General features: G+C 63.1%; 16 protein-coding genes and 1 pseudogene. 14 read left to right on the top strand and 3 right to left on the bottom strand.

From position 1 onward, the window contains the following. Positions 1 to 10: 10 nt before the first annotated feature. From FJ938_RS28500 to FJ938_RS28475, 6 genes are all read left to right on the top strand, one after another. The gene (locus FJ938_RS28500) at positions 11 to 1,225 is read left to right on the top strand and encodes an efflux RND transporter periplasmic adaptor subunit (protein WP_246673579.1); all 1,215 of its coding nucleotides are present in this window, start codon (positions 11 to 13) and stop codon (positions 1,223 to 1,225) included. Further along, on the top strand, positions 1,222 to 4,383 hold the full coding sequence (locus FJ938_RS28495; protein WP_140699857.1) for an efflux RND transporter permease subunit: 3,162 nt from the start codon (positions 1,222 to 1,224) through the stop codon (positions 4,381 to 4,383). Before FJ938_RS28500 ends, FJ938_RS28495 begins: the two co-directional genes overlap by 4 nt. 73 nt (positions 4,384 to 4,456) lie before the next feature. Next, positions 4,457 to 5,062: a nitrile hydratase subunit alpha gene (gene nthA / locus FJ938_RS28490; RefSeq protein WP_140699854.1), complete on the top strand. Its 606-nt coding sequence runs from the start codon at positions 4,457 to 4,459 to the stop codon at positions 5,060 to 5,062. After that, a complete protein-coding gene (gene nthB, locus FJ938_RS28485) occupies positions 5,059 to 5,718 on the top strand; it encodes a nitrile hydratase subunit beta (RefSeq protein WP_140699851.1) in 660 nt (219 codons plus the stop codon). The genes nthA and nthB overlap by 4 nt, the downstream gene beginning before the upstream one ends. After that, a complete protein-coding gene (locus FJ938_RS28480; protein ID WP_246671442.1) occupies positions 5,705 to 6,070 on the top strand; it encodes a nitrile hydratase accessory protein in 366 nt (121 codons plus the stop codon). Before nthB ends, FJ938_RS28480 begins: the two co-directional genes overlap by 14 nt. Positions 6,071 to 6,200: 130 nt before the next feature. Then, on the top strand, positions 6,201 to 7,328 hold the full coding sequence (locus tag FJ938_RS28475; RefSeq protein ID WP_140607855.1) for an ATP-dependent RecD-like DNA helicase: 1,128 nt from the start codon (positions 6,201 to 6,203) through the stop codon (positions 7,326 to 7,328). Between the two features lie 31 nt (positions 7,329 to 7,359). Here the strand turns inward: FJ938_RS28475 and FJ938_RS28470 are convergent, their stop codons facing one another. Next, entirely contained in the window at positions 7,360 to 7,788 is a 429-nt protein-coding gene (locus FJ938_RS28470) for an STAS/SEC14 domain-containing protein (protein ID WP_140607853.1), read from the bottom strand. A 158-nt stretch (positions 7,789 to 7,946) separates the two neighbouring features. Between FJ938_RS28470 and FJ938_RS28465 the strand changes: the two genes are divergently transcribed. From FJ938_RS28465 to FJ938_RS28450, 4 genes are all read left to right on the top strand, one after another. Beyond that, positions 7,947 to 8,687: a pyridoxine 5'-phosphate synthase gene (locus tag FJ938_RS28465; protein ID WP_140699860.1), complete on the top strand. Its 741-nt coding sequence runs from the start codon at positions 7,947 to 7,949 to the stop codon at positions 8,685 to 8,687. A gap of 97 nt (positions 8,688 to 8,784) precedes the next feature. Beyond that, positions 8,785 to 10,698 (top strand): potassium transporter Kup, encoded by a 1,914-nt coding sequence (locus FJ938_RS28460; protein WP_140699848.1) that lies wholly within the window; start codon positions 8,785 to 8,787, stop codon positions 10,696 to 10,698. Between the two features lie 183 nt (positions 10,699 to 10,881). Further along, positions 10,882 to 12,801, top strand: a complete 1,920-nt coding sequence (locus FJ938_RS28455; protein WP_140699846.1) for a potassium transporter Kup — start codon at positions 10,882 to 10,884, stop codon at positions 12,799 to 12,801. A gap of 131 nt (positions 12,802 to 12,932) precedes the next feature. Continuing rightward, a complete protein-coding gene (locus tag FJ938_RS28450; protein ID WP_140699843.1) occupies positions 12,933 to 13,973 on the top strand; it encodes an aldehyde reductase in 1,041 nt (346 codons plus the stop codon). Positions 13,974 to 14,086: 113 nt separating this feature from the next. Here FJ938_RS28450 and FJ938_RS28445 read toward each other — a convergent pair whose 3' ends face one another. Next, positions 14,087 to 15,001, bottom strand: coding sequence for an SDR family oxidoreductase (locus FJ938_RS28445; protein WP_140699840.1), 915 nt, complete (start codon positions 14,999 to 15,001; stop codon positions 14,087 to 14,089). Positions 15,002 to 15,148: 147 nt separating this feature from the next. On the opposite strand from FJ938_RS28445, the gene FJ938_RS28440 reads away from it, so the two are divergent. Next, complete coding sequence (locus FJ938_RS28440) at positions 15,149 to 15,559, top strand: helix-turn-helix domain-containing protein (RefSeq protein WP_140610442.1); 411 nt, start codon at positions 15,149 to 15,151, stop codon at positions 15,557 to 15,559. Positions 15,560 to 15,641: 82 nt separating this feature from the next. Then, positions 15,642 to 15,886: pseudogene (locus tag FJ938_RS28435) on the top strand (FAD-dependent monooxygenase); the annotation flags it as partial. A gap of 9 nt (positions 15,887 to 15,895) precedes the next feature. On the opposite strand, the gene FJ938_RS28430 reads toward FJ938_RS28435, so the two are convergent. Next, positions 15,896 to 16,327 (bottom strand): DUF1772 domain-containing protein, encoded by a 432-nt coding sequence (locus FJ938_RS28430; RefSeq protein WP_181169210.1) that lies wholly within the window; start codon positions 16,325 to 16,327, stop codon positions 15,896 to 15,898. 150 nt (positions 16,328 to 16,477) lie between these two features. Here FJ938_RS28430 and FJ938_RS28425 point away from each other — a divergent pair, with 150 nt between their 5' ends. After that, positions 16,478 to 17,131, top strand: coding sequence for a TetR/AcrR family transcriptional regulator (locus FJ938_RS28425; protein WP_140699834.1), 654 nt, complete (start codon positions 16,478 to 16,480; stop codon positions 17,129 to 17,131). Between the two features lie 26 nt (positions 17,132 to 17,157). After that, on the top strand, positions 17,158 to 18,177 hold the full coding sequence (gene ilvC, locus FJ938_RS28420) for a ketol-acid reductoisomerase (RefSeq protein WP_010910140.1): 1,020 nt from the start codon (positions 17,158 to 17,160) through the stop codon (positions 18,175 to 18,177). Positions 18,178 to 18,356 lie beyond the last annotated feature (179 nt).

The following is an 18,356-nucleotide window of genomic DNA, read 5'->3' as shown; positions in this document are numbered from 1 at the left end:
TCAGCGCGGTGTGCAGTGCGGGAAACGCCGTCAGCAGCGCGCCAAGACCAAGGCCCACGGCAAGCAGCAGGACAAGACAGCAGCAGACAAGGGGGCAACGGACAAACAGGCGGCCGGCGGCAATGGCGCCCGCTCGGCCTCGATCGTTTCTGCGACCGCGACGACGGCTGACTTCCCGATCCGGCGTTATGCCATCGGCTTCGTCTCCTCTCCCGCCGTGGTCAACATAAACGCGCGCGTCTCCAGCCAGATCGTGTCGATCGAGGTCAAGGACGGGCAGATGGTGAAGGCCGGCGACGTCCTGTTTTCGCTCGACGACCGGGCGCTGAAGGCGCAACTTGCCAAGGACCAGGCGACGCTCGCCAAGGACCAGGCCATGCTGACCAGCGCCACGGCCGATCTCTCGCGCGCCAAGGATCTCGTGGCCAAGCAGGCCGGCACGCAGCAGACCTATGACCAGGCGCTGGCGGCGCAGAAAGCGGCGACCGCAACCATCGATGCCGACAAGGCAACGATCGACGCCGATACCGTCCAACTGAGCTATGCCACGATCACGGCGCCGATCGCCGGCAGGCTGGGCGCGGTCAACGTCGCCGTCGGCGATCTCGTCACCGTCAGCAATGGCAACAGCAGCACGGCGACCCCGCTCGTCACCATCACCCAGATCGACCCGCTGCAAGTGAACTTCAATCTGCCGGAAAGCAATCTGGCGCTGCTGCACAAGGCGCTCGCTGATCCGCAGCAAGGGGCGGTGACCCTGACCAAGGACGACGACCCGAAGCCGATCGGCAAGGGCACGCTCGACTTCGTCGATTCCAGCGTCGATACCGCGTCTGGCACGATCGCCACGCGGGCCAGCATTCCAAACGCCGATCTTTCACTGTGGCCCGGCCAATATGTGAATGTCGTCCTGGAAGCCGGCATCATGCCGCACATGACATCCGTTCCGACCGTCGCGGTACAGCCCAGCCAGAAGGGACCGTTCGTCTATGTGGTCAAGCCGGACAACACGGTCGAGATGCGACCGGTGCAGGTGGCGCTGACCGTTGGCCAGAGCAGCGCCATCAGCGATGGTGTGAAAAGCGGCGAGAAGGTCGTTGTCGAAGGCCAGACGCGATTGAAGAATGGTGCCGCGGTGCATGAAGGCAAGGCGGCGGCCGGGTCCGGCGACCAGGCCTCAGCCAAGGTCGCGCAAGCCGGCAAGACCGGCGAGGCGGCCCAATGATTTCCGAATTCTGCATCCGCAGGCCCGTCGCCACCCTTCTGATGTCGTTCGCCCTCATTCTGGGCGGACTGTTTGCCTACAAGTTCCTGCCTGTGGCGGCGCTGCCCAGCGCCGAATTCCCGGTGGTCAACGTCTCGGCCCAGTTGCCCGGCGCCTCACCGGAAACCATGGCGACATCGGTGGCGACGCCGCTGATCAAGCAGTTCGCGACCATCGCCGGCATCGATTCCATTTCGACCACGAACTCGCTCGGCCAGACCTCGATCGCCATCCAGTTCGTGCTCAACCGCAACATCGACGCGGCCGCGGCGGACGTTCAGGCGGCGATCGCGCGCACGCAGAAATCATTGCCGCCGCAGATGACCTCGCCGCCGAGCTATCGCAAGGTCAATCCAGCCGACGCGCCGATCCTCTTGATGTCGCTGGTCAGCGACACGGTTCCGCTGACCGATCTCGACGCTTTCGCGGAAAACGTCATCTCACCATCGCTGTCGACCATCGACGGGGTGGCGCAGGTCTCGATCTTCGGCCAGCAGAAATATGCCGTGCGCATCCAGATCGATCCGACCGCGCTCGCCGCGCGCGGCATCTCGATCGACCAGCTGCAGGCGGCGATCTCGTCGGCCAACAGCAACACGCCGCTCGGCGTGCTGCAGAACAACAAGCAGCAGCTCACCATCACCGCAAACACGCAGCTGACCAACGCAGCGGGATTTTCCAACCTCATCATCGCCACCAAGAACGGTCACCCGGTGCGGCTGGGGGAGGTGACGCGCGTCGTCGATTCGGTGCAGACCACGACGACGGCAAGCTGGTACGATGGTACCCGCGCGATCATCATGGCGGTGCAGCGCCAGCCTGACGCCAACACGGTCGACGTCGTCGACAGGGTCAAGGCGATGTTGCCGTCCTTCCAGGACCAGCTGCCGGCCACCGCCAACATCAAATTGCTCAATGACCGTTCGACCTCGATCCGCCAGGCCGTCAACGACGTCCAGTTCACACTGCTGTTGACCATCGCGCTGGTGGTCATGGTGATCTTCGTGTTCCTGCGCCGGGTGACGGCCACCATCATCCCGGCCGTGGCGGTGCCGATCTCGCTGATCGCCACGCTCGGCGCGATGTTCCTGTTCGGCTTTTCCATCGACAACATATCGCTGATGGGCCTGACGCTCGCCGTCGGCCTTGTCGTCGACGATGCCATCGTGATGCTGGAAAATATCTTCCGCCACATGGAAGAGGATGGGCTTTCGGCCTTCGACGCCTCGCTGAAGGGTGCGCGCGAAATCGGCTTCACCATCATCTCGATCTCGATCTCGCTGGTGGCGGTGTTCATTCCCGTGCTTCTCATGGGCGGCGTGATCGGGCGCATCTTCAACGAGTTCGCCGTCGTGGTGACGGTCGCCATCCTGGCGTCGATGTTCGTGTCGCTGACGCTGACGCCGATGCTGTGCTCACGGTTGCTGTCGGTGACCAAGGCCGATCGCGAGGCGCACAGCGCTGGCCACCGGCGCGATCTCGTCACACGCAGCTACGACTGGCTCTTGAGCTTCTGCCTGCGGCACACCTTCCTGGTATTCCTCATCTTCATCGGCACCGCGGCGGCGTCGGTATGGCTGGTCCAGATATCGCCGAAAGGCTTCTTCCCGCAGGAGGACATCGGCCAGATATCGGTGACGACCATCGCGCGCCAGGACATCTCGTTCGATGCCATGGCCAAGCTGCAAGGGCAGGTGGCCAGCGTCTTCTCGCATTCGCCCTATGTCGACCATGTGGCGTGGTCGGCCGGCAGCGGCAACAATGCGCTCAACCAGGGGCAGCTTTTCGTCCAGCTCAAGGGCAAGGACCAGCGGCCGAACATTGAAAAGGTGCTTTCGGATTTGCGCAGGCAGCTGGCCGGCGTGGCAGGCATCGAGACCTACATGCAGCCGGTGCAGAACCTGAGGCTCGGTTCGCGCTCGTCGGCCAGCGCCTATCAGCTCGTGGTTCAGGGCCTCGATACCGGCCAGACCGATATCTGGGCGCAGAAACTGAACGATGCGATGGCCGCCGACCACACGACCTTCACCGACGTCACCAGCGATCTGCAGAACAATGCGCTGCAGGCGTCGCTGGTGGTGGATCGCGACAAGGCCGCCCAGCTCGGCATCGATACCGACACGCTGCGCTCCGCCCTCTATGGCGGGTTCGGCACCGACCAGGTTTCGACGATCTTCGGCTCGGCCGACAGCTACGAAGTCATCACCGAGCTCGATCCCAAGATCGAATGGTCGCCCGAGCGCATGCTCGCCATCCAGATGAGGACGGCGAGCGGCTCTCTGGTGCCGCTTGGCGCCTTCGCCCGGGTGGACCGCACGGCCGGTGCCTTGACGGTCAACCAGCTCGGCCAGCTTCCGGCCGTGACGATTTCCTACAACCTGCCGCAAGGCGTGGCGCTCGGCGACAGCGTGACGCGCATCAACGCGCTCAAAGAGCAGATCGGCATGCCGACGGCGATCTCGACCACCTTTGCCGGCACGGCCAAGACCTTCCAGGATTCGCTTGCCAACCAGGGCCTGCTGATCGGCGGCGCGATCCTGACCATCTACATCGTGCTCGGCATTCTGTACGAGAGCTTCATCCACCCGCTCACCATTCTCACCGGCCTGCCATCAGCGGTGCTGGGAGCGCTCGTTGCGTTGCGCTTCGCCGGCATGGACCTGTCAGTCATCGCGGTGATCGGCATCCTGATGCTGATCGGCATCGTCAAGAAGAACGGCATCATGATGGTCGACGTGGCGCTGGAGCTCCGACGTGAAGGCATGTCAGCCAGGGATTCCATCCACAAGGCCTGCCTTATGCGTTTCAGGCCGATCATGATGACGACGCTGGCAGCACTTATGGGCACGTTCCCGATCGCGCTTGGCACCGGCGCCAGCGCCGAATTGCGCCAGCCGCTGGGCGTTGCCGTTGTCGGCGGCCTGCTTGCTTCGCAGGCGCTGACGCTGTTCGTGACACCCGTGATCTACGTCTACATGGAAAATTTCTCGGGCTGGCTGCTCGGGCTCATGCCGAAGCGCAAGGCCGAGTTGCGCCTGGTCGAATCAGGGGATCAGCCCTCGCTGTTCGACGCCGACGACGAGACGCAAGGCGAGCCGCAAAAGGCGGCCGCGGAATAGAGAGTTCGCTTCGTCCTCGCTGGCCCAAGCCGTCTTGCTTGCGGCCGGCGGACCGGAGCCGTAATTTGTCGCCATGTCCCATGATCATGACCACGACAACGAACTCGATCCGTTTGCTGCCCGGGTTCGGGCGCTGGAAACCATCCTGACCCGCAAGGGTCTGATCGACCCCGCCGCGATCGACGTCATCGTCGACACCTACGAGACCAAGATCGGTCCGCGCAACGGCGCCAGGGTGGTGGCCAGGGCCTGGACCGACCCTGAGTTCGCCGCCTGGCTGAAAAGCGACGCAACCGCGGCGATCGCATCGCTCTCCTACACCGGGCGGCAAGGCGAACACATGCAGGCTGTCTTCAATACGGAGGACACCCACAACCTCGTCGTCTGCACGCTGTGCTCCTGCTATCCATGGTCGGTGCTCGGCCTGCCGCCGGTCTGGTACAAGGCGCCGCCCTATCGGTCGCGCGCGGTGATCGATCCGCGCGGCATGCTCGAGGAATTCGGGCTGACGTTGCCATCCGCAACAAAGATACGCGTCTGGGATTCGACCGCGGAGCTGCGCTATCTCGTGGTGCCGATGCGGCCGGACGGCACCGAAGGCTGGAGCGAGAAACAGCTGGCCGAGCTGGTCAGCCGGGATGCGATGATCGGCACGGCGCAGGCGAGGGAGCCCGCATGAACGGGCCGCAGGATCTCGGCGGACAAATGGGGTTCGGGCCGGTGGCGCCCGAAAAGGATGAGCCGTATTTCCATGCCGATTGGGAAAGGCGGGCGCTCGGCGTGACGCTCTGCGCCGGCGCCATGGGCGCGTGGAACATCGACGAGAGCCGGCACGCGCGGGAATCGCTGCACCCGGCCGATTATTATGCTTCAAGCTACTATCAGATCTGGATCAAGGCGCTGGAGACCCTGCTCAAGCGACATGGGTTCATCAGTGACCGCGACCTCGGGGCGGGCGAGGCGCTCGATGCGGCGGCAACCCCGAAAAAGGTGCTGAAGGCAGCCGATGTGCCTGCCGTGCTGGCCAAGGGCGGGCCTTGCAACCGCGCCGTCGCGGTAGCGCCGCGCTTCAAGGCCGGCGATGTCGTGCGGACGAAGAATTTCAATCCGGCCGGCCACACCAGGCTGCCGCGCTATGCGCGTGACAAACAGGGCTTCGTGGAGGCGGTGCATGACGGCTTCGTCTTCCCCGACACCAACGCGCATGGGCAGGGCGAGAATCCGCAATGGGTCTATACGGTGGTTTTCGAAGGTGGGGAGATCTGGGGCGAGGGCGCCGACCCGACCCTGACTGTCTCCATCGACGCCTGGGAGAGCTATCTTGAGCCGGCCTGAGGCGACCATGCCGGCCAACGATCTGCCCGCCGGTTTCGACGCGCCCGTTTTCGCCGAACCCTGGCAGGCCGAGGCCTTCGCCATGACGGTGGCGCTGCACGACAAGGGCCTGTTTTCGTGGGGCGAGTGGGCACAGGCGCTGTCGGCCGAGGTGAAGAAGCCGGGCGCGGCGGCGGACGGCCATGACTATTACGAGCATTGGCTGGCGGCGCTGGAAAGCCTGCTTGCGTCCAAGGGACTGGCCGCCAAGCCCGATGTCGATGCGATGGCGGCAGCCTGGGAACGCGCCGCGCATGCCACGCCGCACGGCAAGCCGATCTTGCTGGAGAACGATCCGCACGCTTCCAGGTGATCACGCGGAGCGTGTTCCCTTTACGTTCTCAATTGTGGCTGATAGGCTGGCCATGGGGAGCTCGCCGCCGATAATAGCGATGGTGTGGCGGCTATCTTGTCTTGCCTCGCGAATCCGGTCACACGATCCGATGGAATTTTCACCGCAACAGGATGAGGCGCTGCAAGCGGTCGCCCGCTGGCTCAAGGCCGGCCAGCCGCAGCTGTTCCGGCTGTTCGGCTACGCCGGCACCGGCAAGACGACGCTGGCGCGCTATTTTGCCGAACATGTCGACGGACAGGTGCAGTTCGCCGCCTTCACCGGCAAGGCCGCGCAGGTGCTGCGTTCCAAGGGAGCGGTCAACGCCCGCACCATCCATTCGCTGATCTACAGGCCCAAGGGCGAGGAGTCGGTCGAGGACGAAGTCACTGGCAAGACCTCGATGTCACCGACCTTTTCGCTCAACCGGCAAAGTCCGATCTCGCGCGCCAAGCTGGTCATCATCGACGAGTGCTCGATGGTCGATGAGCAGCTTGGCCGTGACCTGATGAGTTTCGGCACGCCTATCCTGGTGCTGGGTGACCCGGGCCAGTTGCCGCCGATCTCGGGCGGCGGCTTCTTCACCGATCACGAGCCGGACTTCCTGCTCACCGAAATCCACCGGCAGGCGCGCGACAATCCGATCCTGCGGCTGGCGCTCGACGTGCGCGAGGGGCGCGAATTCATGCGCGGCGACTATGGCACGGCGCAGGTGATCGGCAAGGAAGACGTCAACCAGGAACTGGTGCTGAAGGCCGACCAGGTGCTGGTCGGCACCAACCGGACGCGCCGCCGCTACAACCAGCGTCTGCGTGAACTCAAGGGGTTCAACGCCGATTATCCGCAGGCTGGCGACAAGCTGGTGTGCCTGCGCAACGATCCCGCCAAGGGGCTGCTCAACGGGTCGCTTTGGAAAGTGATGACTTCATCGCGCGAGACGGTGAAGCCCGGCATCAATCTTCTGGTGTCGCCGGAAGAGGACGATCCGGACCGCGGCGTCGCCAAGATCAAGCTGCTCAAGGCGGCGTTCGAGGATCCGGACGCCGACATCCCCTGGCAGCAGAAGAAGCGCTTCGACGATTTCGACTATGGTTATGCGCTGACGGTGCACAAGGCGCAGGGCTCGCAGTGGAACGAGATCGTGCTGTTCGACGAAAGCTGGGCCTTCAAGGAAACGCGCCAGCGCTGGCTTTATACGGCGATTACACGGGCCGCCGAACGGCTGACCATTGTCAGGTAGAGGGGGTTGGCGGGTAGCCGGGAGAACCGTTTCATCCTCTTTCTGGAGCGGCGGTCGCCGCCTCACTCGTCGGCCGCGCCCCGAGCCACTCCCAGGCAGCGGCTTCGTCCTCGAGCTCGAAGTGCTTGAATTCGACGGGCGATGAAGCAGGCAAGGCGTGTCGTGCGTTCGGCGTCCAGTCAGGGGCGCCGATCGCAGCGCAACGGCCAATATGTTCCAATGCGTGGACGGCACCCTTCTTGATGGTCTCATCGGAGATATCGGCCCAATCGACGCCCTCGTGATCGACTATGCGCACGGCCACGTCGATCCGCGGATGGAGCAAATAGGCCGCCTCCAGCAGGCCGAACAGGTTCTCGGCATCGGCGGCCGAGACATGGCCGACCACATCGATGGCAAAGAGGTCGTCGCGGCTGGTCTCGATGCGGCGGATCGCCGGCACGGATTGGAGGAAATTCAAGGTGGTGCCTCCGTTTCGTGGAGTATTTGGTCTTCTGGAACACCGGAAAGGCCCTATCTGTTCCCGTCAAAGACGCTATAGATGCGCCGTCTCAATGCGCCGTGCCGGAACGAATGAGCGTGGCGCGCCTCGATCGCCTGTTTCACGGACGCCAAACCATGCCCGCCAAGCTTTCTGTCAACCTCAACGCCATCGCCATGCTGCGCAACCGGCGCGACCTGCCATGGCCTGATATGATCGGGCTTGGCCGCATCGCGCTCGCGGCTGGAGCCCATGGGCTGACCGTCCATCCGCGTCCCGACGAGCGTCACACGCGGCGTTCCGACCTGCCCAAGATCAGGGCACTGATCGACGATGAGTTCCCCAAGGCGGAATTCAACATCGAGGGCCATCCAACCGAGGATTTCCTGGCGCTTGTGGAAATGCACCAACCCGAGCAGGTGACGCTGGTTCCCGACGATCCGGCGCAGGCAACCTCCGACCATGGCTGGAACTTCGTCGCCGACGCCGCGTTCCTGTCACCGATCGTCAAGCGTCTGAAGAAGGGCGGTTTCAGGGTGTCGCTGTTTTCCGATGCCGATCCCGCCGGCATTGCGGCCGCGCGTGATACGGGTGCCGACCGGATCGAACTCTATACCGGTCCCTATGGCAGTTACCATTCCGATTCCGCAAAGGCGGCCAAGGAGCTGGAAAGATTGGGGAAAACAGCCGACACGGCATTTGCCGCCGGCCTTCAGGTTAATGCCGGGCACGACCTGACGGTAGGCAATCTGCCTGACCTTGTCCGACGCATACCGGCATTGGCCGAAGTGTCGATAGGACATGGGTTGACAGCCGACGCGTTGGAGTATGGCATGGCCGGTACGGTGGGTCGGTTCCTGAAGGCCTGCGGGTGGTAGGGGTAGCTTCGCTTTGCGGATATTGGCGGCCATGGCGTGCAATTGATATCGTATCGCAGCATGCATGAAGCGCCCCGAGCTTGTCAGGGAGTGGTCGATGGACCTTGCCAATCGCGGTAGCGAGGCTGAACCCGTCGAGCAATCGAGTCATTCCGGGGTTGAGCAGCACAGCACCAAGGTTCTGATGCTGGGCGCGCTCGGCGTCGTCTATGGCGATATCGGCACGAGCCCGATTTACGCCTTCCGCGAGGCGCTCCATGCTTCGCCAGGCATCGATACACGGGTTCACGTGCTTGGCGTGCTGTCGCTGATCGTCTGGGCGCTGACGATCATCGTGACCATAAAATATGTCGCCTTCGTGCTTCGTGCCGATAACAAGGGCGAAGGCGGCACGCTCTCGCTGATGTCCTTGGCGCGCAGCGCCTATCCCAAAGGCGCGCGACTGATCCTCGCTATCGGCCTTTGCGGGGCGGCGCTGTTCTTCGGTGATTCGATCATAACGCCAGCCATCTCGGTGCTGTCCGCGGTCGAAGGCCTCGAAGTGGTGACTCCGACATTGGATGCCTATGTCGTGCCGATCACGCTTCTCATCCTGGCCGTCCTGTTCTCCGTGCAACGCTTCGGCACCGGAAAGGTGGCGGCGGTGTTCGGGCCGGTGACGGCGTTGTGGTTCCTGGCCATCGGCGTTGCGGGGCTCTATCACCTGATGGATGATCCATCGATCCTCCTGGCCATCAATCCCTATTACGCGGTTGCTTATCTCGTCAGCACACCCACAGCTGCCTTCGTCACTGTCGGCGCGGTGTTCCTGGCGGTGACCGGGGCCGAGGCGCTCTATGTCGATCTCGGCCATTTTGGACGCAAGCCGATCGTGCTGGCATGGTTTTCCGTGGTGTTCCCCTGCCTGCTGCTCAACTATTTCGGGCAGGGCGCGTTTGTGCTCGCCAATAACGGTAAACCGACCAATCCATTCTTCCAGATGCTGCCTGACTGGGCACTGATGCCGATGGTGGGGCTGGCCACGGCCGCGACGGTCATTGCCAGTCAGGCGGTCATTTCGGGTGCCTTTTCGCTGACCCGCCAGGCGGTGCAGCTCAACCTTCTGCCGCGCATCGAGGTGCAGCATACGTCCGAAATGCAGCTTGGGCAGATTTATATGCCCCGCGTCAACCTGCTCATCGCGTTGGGGGTGATGCTGCTGGTGGTCGGCTTCGGCAGTTCGAGCTCGCTGGCCTCCGCCTACGGCATCTCGGTGACCGGCGAAATGCTGATGACGACGATCCTGCTGTTCGTGGTGATGCGCAAGATGTGGAAATGGAAGCTGGCGCTCGCTTTGGCGCTGACTTTGCTGTTCGGCGTCATCGACAGCGGCTTCTTACTGGCCAATGTCGTCAAGATCCTCGAAGGCGGCTGGGTTTCGATCACCGTTGCCTGCCTCATGGGGCTGATCATGTGGACGTGGATACGCGGCAGCCGTTATCTCTTCGACAAGACGCGTCGCAACGAGATCCCGCTCGATTTCCTCGCCGGCAATCTGTTGAAAAAGAAGCCGCAGCTGGTTTCCGGCACCGCCGTGTTCCTGACCAGCGATCCGCTCAGCGCGCCAACCGCGCTGATGCACAGCCTGAAGCACTATAAGGTGCTGCACGAGCAGAACGTCATCCTTTCGGTGGTGACGGCGCCGCAGCCGGTGGTGCCCGACAGCGAGCGGGTCAAGATGGAGACGGTCAACGAGCTGTTCATGCGGGTGACACTGATCTTCGGCTACATGGAACAGCCCAACATTCCGCGCGCGCTGGCCATCTGCCGCAAGCAGGGCTGGAAGTTCGACATCATGACGACATCCTTCTTCCTGTCGCGGCGTTCGCTGAAAGCCTCGCCCAATTCCGGCATGCCGGTGTGGCAGGACCGGCTGTTCATCGGCCTGGCGCGCACGGCGGCCGACGCGACCGAATATTTCCAGATTCCGACGGGCCGCGTCGTGGAAATCGGCACGCAAGTGGCTATTTAAGGCCTATGCGGCAAATCCTGCTGGCGACAGCCACGTAGCGTCGGTGGTTTTGGTCCGCGCATGTCGGGTGCCCGGCCGTTGCCGAGCAGCCCAGCGCTTCCGGCATGGGAGCCATCACGCAGCGGCACTTGATATTGCATTGCAGCAAGCGTAGAGCACCGCGCGCTTATCGGAGTGTCGTCCATGGCCCTTGCCAACCCTGGTAGTGAGGCAGAACCCGTCGAACAGTCGAGCCATCCCGAAATCGAACAGCACAGCACCAAGGTGTTGATGCTGGGCGCGCTCGGCGTCGTCTATGGCGATATCGGCACCAGCCCGATCTATGCCTTCCGCGAAGCCCTGCATGCCTCGTCCGGTGGCAATGTTGCCAATCGTGCCGATATTCTCGGCGTGCTGTCGCTGATCATCTGGTCGCTGACGATCACGGTAACAATAAAATACATCATGTTCGTGCTGAGAGCGGATAACCGCGGCGAGGGCGGGGTGCTGTCGCTGATGGCGCTGGCGCGCGGCAGTTTCCCAAAACGCTCGGCTGTCATTCTCGGCATCGGCATCGTCGGCGCCTCATTGTTTTTCGGCGACGCCGTCATCACGCCGGCGATTTCGGTGCTGTCGGCGGTCGAAGGCATGAATGTCGTCACGCCCGCGTTCCAGCCCTATGTCGTGCCGCTTACACTGGTAATCCTTGCCGCAGTGTTCGCGGTACAGCGTTTCGGCACCGGCGGCGTCGGGCTGGTCTTCGGCCCGGTGACCGCTGTGTGGTTCCTTGCCATCGGCCTTTCCGGCGTCAACCACATCGTCGCCGACCCGGAAATCCTCTGGGCGATCAGCCCTCATCATATCGTCGCCTTCCTGATCCATTCGCCCGACGTTTCCTTCGTGACGATCGGCGCTGTTTTCCTGGCTGTCACCGGCGCCGAAGCGCTTTACGCCGATCTCGGCCATTTCGGCCGCAAGCCGATCGTGCTCGCCTGGCTGTGGATCGTGTTTCCTTGCCTGCTGCTCAATTATGCCGGACAGGGAGCTTTCGTGCTGGCCAATGGCGGCATCGTCGGCCATCCGTTCTTCGAAATGAACGAGGGTTGGGCACTGATCCCAATGGTCGTGCTGGCGACCGCTGCGACGGTGATTGCCAGCCAGGCGGTGATTTCGGGCGCTTTCTCGCTGACTAGGCAAGCGGTGCAGCTCAACATGCTGCCGCGTCTGGAAATCCTGCACACGTCGGAAAAGCAGTCCGGCCAGATCTACATGCCGCGCGTCAACCTTCTGCTGGCGCTGGTGGTGATGATGCTGGTGGTCGGGTTCGGCGAGTCCAGCAGGCTGGCGTCGGCCTACGGCATATCGGTTACCGGCAACATGCTGGTGACGACGACGCTGCTGTTCGTCATCATGACGCGAATCTGGAAATGGAACCTGTGGCCGGCGATTGGATTGACGGCGCTCTTTGCGCTGATCGACGTCGGTTTTTTTGCCTCCAACATCGTCAAGGTGTTCGAAGGCGGCTGGGCCTCGCTGGTCGTGGCCTTCGCGATCGTGCTGGGAATGTGGACCTGGGTGCGCGGCAGCCGCTACCTCTTCGACAAGACGCGTCGCAACGAGATCCCGCTCGATTTCCTCGCCGGCAATCTGTTGAAAAAGAAGCCGCATCTGGTTTCCGGCACCGCCGTGTTCCTGACCAGCGATCCGCTCAGCGCGCCAACCGCGCTGATGCACAGCCTGAAGCACTATAAGGTGCTGCACGAGCAGAACGTCATCCTTTCGGTGGTGACGGCGCCGCAGCCGGTGGTGCCCGACAGCGAGCGGGTCAAGATGGAGACGGTCAACGAGCTGTTCATGCGGGTGACGCTGACCTTCGGCTACATGGAACAGCCCAACATTCCGCGCGCGCTGGCCATCTGCCGCAAGCAGGGCTGGAAGTTCGACATCATGACGACATCCTTCTTCCTGTCGCGGCGTTCGCTGAAAGCCTCGCCCAATTCCGGCATGCCGGTGTGGCAGGACCGGCTGTTCATCGGCCTGGCGCGCACGGCGGCCGACGCGACCGAATATTTCCAGATTCCGACCGGACGTGTGGTAGAGATCGGAACGCAGGTGGCGATCTGACGAGCTCGATCATCAAGCGTGGTTCAGGGGCCTGAACCACTTTGATTTCTGGGTTTAGGCAATTCCGAACGGAAAACCGCACGCACTTTTTCCTGGAATTGCTCTTGACATGAACAGATGCGGAGGCGGGCATGAGCGGCGAACTGGTGCTTGTCACCGGCGGATCTGGTTTCCTAGGCGCCCACTGCATCCTCGAATTGCTGAAGGCGGGCTACCGCGTGCGCACGACAGTGCGCTCCGCCAAGCGTGAAGCCGATGTCCTGGCCATGATCAAGGTTGGCGGCGCCGAACCGGCCGACAGGCTGTCCTTTGCCGTCGCCGACCTCATGAGTGACACTGGCTGGCTGCAAGCGGTGACCGGCTGCGTCTATGTGCTTCATGTCGCTTCGCCATTTCCGCCCGGCGTGCCCAAGCATGAGGATGAGCTGATCGTTCCGGCGCGTGAGGGTGCATTGCGGGTATTGCGGGCGGCACGGGACGCCGGCGTCAAACGCGTCGTGCTGACCTCATCCTTCGCGGCCATTGGCTATGGCAAGATGCCGCCCGACGGGCGGCCGTTCGCCGAGGAGAGTTGGACCGATCCGACGGGCAAGGTCAGCGCTTATGTGAAATCGAAGACGCTGGCCGAGCGCGCGGCTTGGGATTTCATCGCCGCCGAGGGCGGCAGGCTGGAGCTTGCGGTCGTCAATCCTGTCGGAATCTTCGGGCCGGTTCTGGGATCGGACCATTCGACCTCCACCGAATTTGTCCAGCGCATGATGAATGGCGCCATGCCGGGGCTGCCGCGCCTGTCCTTCGGCGTTGTCGACGCACGCGACGTGGCGGAGCTGCATGTGCGTGCCATGACCAATCCCGTTGCCAAGGGGCAGCGGTTTCTCGCCGTCGCCGGCGATTTCATGACGGTGCGGGAAATGGCGCGGACCTTGAAAACGCGGCTCGGCGGTGCGGCGGCGCGCGTCTCGACAAGGCAGCTTCCCGATTGGCTGGTGCGGGTGGTCGGATTGTTCAACCCGGAAGTCGCGCAGCTCGTGACGGAATTGGGCAAGGTCAAGAATGCCACCAACGCCAAGGCGGTCAGCATGCTCGGCTGGGTGCCGCGGTCTCGGGAAGACGCGCTGGCGGCGACCGGCGAAAGCCTGATCCGGCTTGGCCTGCTCAAGACATCGAAATAGCGCGGCGGGAATCTAATCCGATTCCCGCCGGGCCGACTTGGAGCGTTCAGCGTTCGATAGAATCGTCGACCCGCTCTAACTCCTTTTTTTACGCAACCCCGAACGGGGAACCGCTACGCAATTTTCCTGGAATTGCTATAGCCCGCCAGCACGGACTCGTTGGCCTTCAGGAACTGCTTCAGCGACGTCGACTTGCGGCCGGACAGCGTTTCGACCGAATCCGTGACCATGCCGAGATCGCCGGCGCGGGTGGCGGCATCGAAGGAGACGAGAAGCCGGGCAATCGGGTCCGGCAAGCCTGCCGCCTTCATTCCCTCGGTCAAGGCCTCGTCGGACAGTTGCACAACCTCGATCGACTTGCCGGTGACGTCGCTGACAAGCGTCGCGACCTCGGCGACAGTGTAGGCCTGGGGGCCGGTCAGTGTGTAGGTCTTGTTCTCACCGTTGCCGGAGGCGAGCCCGGCGGCGATGGCGGTCGCCATGTCGTCGCGTGCGCAATAGGAAATACGGCCGTCGCCGGCCGAGGTATACCAATGTCCGGACGCCAGGATCTGTGGCAGGGCCATAAACAGGTTCTCGGCGTACCAGCCGTTGCGGAAGATCGTGTAGGCGATGCCGGTCGCCTTGATGGCCTGTTCCGTGCCGTAGTGGTCGGGCGCGAAGAGCACGGGCGAACCGGGCTCGGTGTTGGGCAAGGAGGTGTAAAGCAGGTGCTTGACGCCGGCCTGCCTCGCTGCCGCGACCGCTGTGACCTGCTGCGCGCGCCGCTTTCCCTGGATAGCCAATTCGTTGGTCGAGATGATCAGCGCGCGGTCGGCGCCCGCGAAGGCCGTTGGGAGGGATGCCTGATCGTCGAAATCGGCTGCCCGCACGGTGACGCCGCGCGCGGCGAGATCTGCAAGGCTCGCCGGCGTGCGGGTGGTGGCGATGATCCGGGATGCCGGCACTTTGAAGGTGTCCAGCAGGTGGTTGACGACGCTGCAGCCAAGCTGGCCGGACGCGCCGGTGACGAGAAGGGTTTCGGGCATGGAAGGATCCTGATTTTGTGCCGAAGCGGCGGGATGCTCTTTGGTCTTCTACTGGTCTCTAAAAGAGACCAGCGCTAAAATAGGAATTGACCCGTCGCCGTAAAGAAGGCAGTTTTTCGGGAGGTAAGCACATGCAGGGAACCAGCCATGGACAGCCGGATCGTCAGCCTGAAATCGAAACTGGACATCTACAAAGCGATCACCGGCGGAGGCGATCTATCCGACTGCCCGGTCCGAGACGTGATCCAGGGTCTTAGCGGCAAATGGAGTTCGCTGCTGATGGCAGCGCTCGCCGAACAACCCTATCGCTTCGGCGAACTGCGGCGGCTGGTGCCTGATATATCGCAGCGCATGCTCACCCAGACACTCTATGATCTGCAGCGCGACGGCTATGTGCATCGCGAAGTGTTCCCGACCAAGCCGCCGAGCGTCGAATACAGCCTCACCGATCTGGGCCGGTCGATGTTCGGCGCCCTGCATCAGCTGCTCCAGTGGGCCGAGCTCAACCACGATGCAGTGCGCGAGGCGCGCAAGGGATTTGATGCCGCCCAGGCCTGAGCCCGGCTTGCGCCTGATGTGAGCGTCAAAGCGCCAGCTTGCCTTAGCTGCCTTCATGAGGGATTGTGCCGCCAGTTGGCGCACGATGAAGCTTCCCGTCGGCCGGAGGTAGGCTGTCATCGGCGATGCCGCGCATTCGACGAGCCCCAACCCGGGCAAGGGCCAACGTGGCGCTGCCCTTTCATCCGCGACCGGCTGGTGGCGACCATCGCGAAGATCCCGCCGGTTCCGCGGTTCCTCGCCTCGATGGTCGCCGGCACGGCGATCGATCCATTCAGGCGGGCTGGGCTTGCCGAAGCGCAGTGGCCTGACCGTTTCGTTGGATGATGCTCGACGTCAGCCTAGACCACTGCCCCAGACAAAGGCCAGCGTCGCCAGCACGCCGAGTGCCAAGCGAACGAGGTGCAGATTGCCCCATTTGACGATCAGCGGCCTGGCCTGCGGATTGTCGGCGGCGACGTCCATCGCTTCCAACACCCTGTTGGTTGGCATCATCGCGATCAAGGTCCATGGCCATGGCAGGATGATCAATATCGCGCCAGCCAGGAAAGCGTGCCCGCCAGTCCGCCACCAGGCGACCAGACCAAGGATGCAGGCGACGATGGCGATCGACGCCTGCATCGCTGCGCCGCGCTTGTAGGAAGGTTGCCATTCCCGCAGCAGCGCCTCGTCATCAAGGCGAAGCCGCGCCGGCTGTTCGGCGACGCTGACATAGATCGCGGCGCCGGCGAAAACGGCGGCTATGGTCAAGGCAAGCAACCCGATCAGCATTTCTTCGCCCCAGGGGTGGCCGACAGCGAAAACCGTCCGGATAGAAATAGGGCTTGCAAGGTCCGGTGCAATACGCCATAGCAATGCCGAACCGTAACGTACGGTACGGTTGGCCTGCTGGCCAGCCCGCCTGCCCGAGGAAAGACTGTGTTGCTGGCAAACGCCGACATCGACAACAGCCAGGCGCTGACGGAGCGGCAGAAGGCCGTTCTGGACGCGGCATTGCGGCTGTTGGTCGAGGAGGGCGACAAGCTGACCATGACAGCGGTGGCGCGGCGGGCAAGCTGTTCGAAGGAGACGCTTTACAAATGGTTTGGCGGCCGCGACGGGTTGCTGACGGCGACGGTGCAGTGGCAGGCCTCGAAGGTGCGTGTTGCTTCGGTCGACGGCAAGGGGCTGGATCTTGCCTCGCTGACGGCGAGCCTCGAGCGCTTCGCGTCTGACTGGCTCAGTGTCATTTCCAGCGATACCTCGATCGCACTGAACCGTGTGGCGGTCAGTCATGCCGGATCGGGGAAGGACGATCTTGGCGCCGTCGTGCTGGAGAATGGCCGTTTCGCGCTGGCGAGACGGCTGAAGCCGGTGCTTGAAGCCGGGCGCAAGGCCGGGCTCCTGGAGTTCGCGGATGCCGAGACGGCGTTCCGTACCTTTTTCGGGCTCGTAGGCCGGGACGTGCAGATCCGTCTGCTGCTCGGCGGCCGGCTGGAATTGACTGAGGCGGCGATCGGCGGCGACGCCGCCCGGGCGACGCTGCAGTTTCTCGCTCTTTTCGGAGCAAAAACCGGGCCACGGGGCCTTTGACCTTAGAAAACGGGAAGGAAGTAAAAATGCGCGTTTATTACGATCGTGATGCCGATCTGAACCTGATCAAGGGCAAGAAGGTCGCCATCATCGGCTATGGCAGCCAGGGCAGGGCGCATGCGCTCAACCTGAAGGATTCCGGCGCCAAGGAAATCGCCATCGGCCTCAAGGCCGGCTCGGCGACCGCCAAGAAGGTCGAGGCCGACGGGCTCAAGGTGATGAGCGTGGCCGATGCCGCCAAATGGGCCGATCTGATGATGATGGCGACGCCTGACGAACTGCAGGCCGACATCTACAAGAACGAGATCGCGCCGAACATTCGCGATGGCGCGGCGATCGCCTTCGCACACGGCCTCAACGTGCATTTCGGCCTGATCGAGCCGAAGTCGACCGTCGATGTCGTGATGATCGCGCCGAAGGGCCCGGGCCACACGGTGCGCGGCGAATACCAGAAGGGCGGCGGCGTGCCGTGCCTGGTCGCCGTCAACCAGGATGCGTCGGGCAATGCGCTCGACCTGGCTCTGTCCTACGCCTGCGGCGTCGGCGGCGGCCGTTCGGGCATCATCGAGACCAATTTCCGCGAAGAATGCGAAACCGATCTGTTCGGCGAGCAGGTCGTGCTGTGCGGCGGCCTGGTCGAACTGATCCGCGCCGGCTTCGAGACCCTGGTGGAAGCCGGCTACGCTCCGGAAATGGCCTATTTCGAGTGCCTGCACGAGGTCAAGCTGATCGTCGACCTGATCTATGAAGGCGGCATCGCCAACATGAACTACTCGATCTCGAACACCGCCGAATGGGGCGAGTATGTCTCGGGTCCGCGCATCATCACCGCCGAGACCAAGGCCGAGATGAAGCGCGTGCTGAAGGACATCCAGACCGGCAAGTTCACCTCGGAGTGGATGCAGGAATACCGCGCCGGCCTGTCGCGCTTCAAGGGCATCCGCCGCATGAACGACAGCCACCAGATCGAGGAAGTCGGCGCCAAGCTGCGGGCCATGATGCCATGGATCTCGAAGAACAAGCTGGTCGACAAGGCCAAGAACTGAGGGCTTCGCCCAGCGCGGTCGCAGGCATCTTCAGGACCAAGCTGGTGGACCAGGCCAGAGACCTGGGCGATATCAAGCCAAAAACGGCGCCTCGCGGCGCCGTCAGACTGCTGACGAACCCCGTCGATTTTCGGCGGGGTTTTGTTTTGCGCGTTGATTGAGCTTTGTAAATTGGTGTC

Origin of the sequence: Mesorhizobium sp. B2-4-14, assembly GCF_006442155.1 — a bacterium.
GTDB lineage: Bacteria > Pseudomonadota > Alphaproteobacteria > Rhizobiales > Rhizobiaceae > Mesorhizobium.
This window is presented reverse-complemented; position numbering and strand designations above follow the sequence as displayed.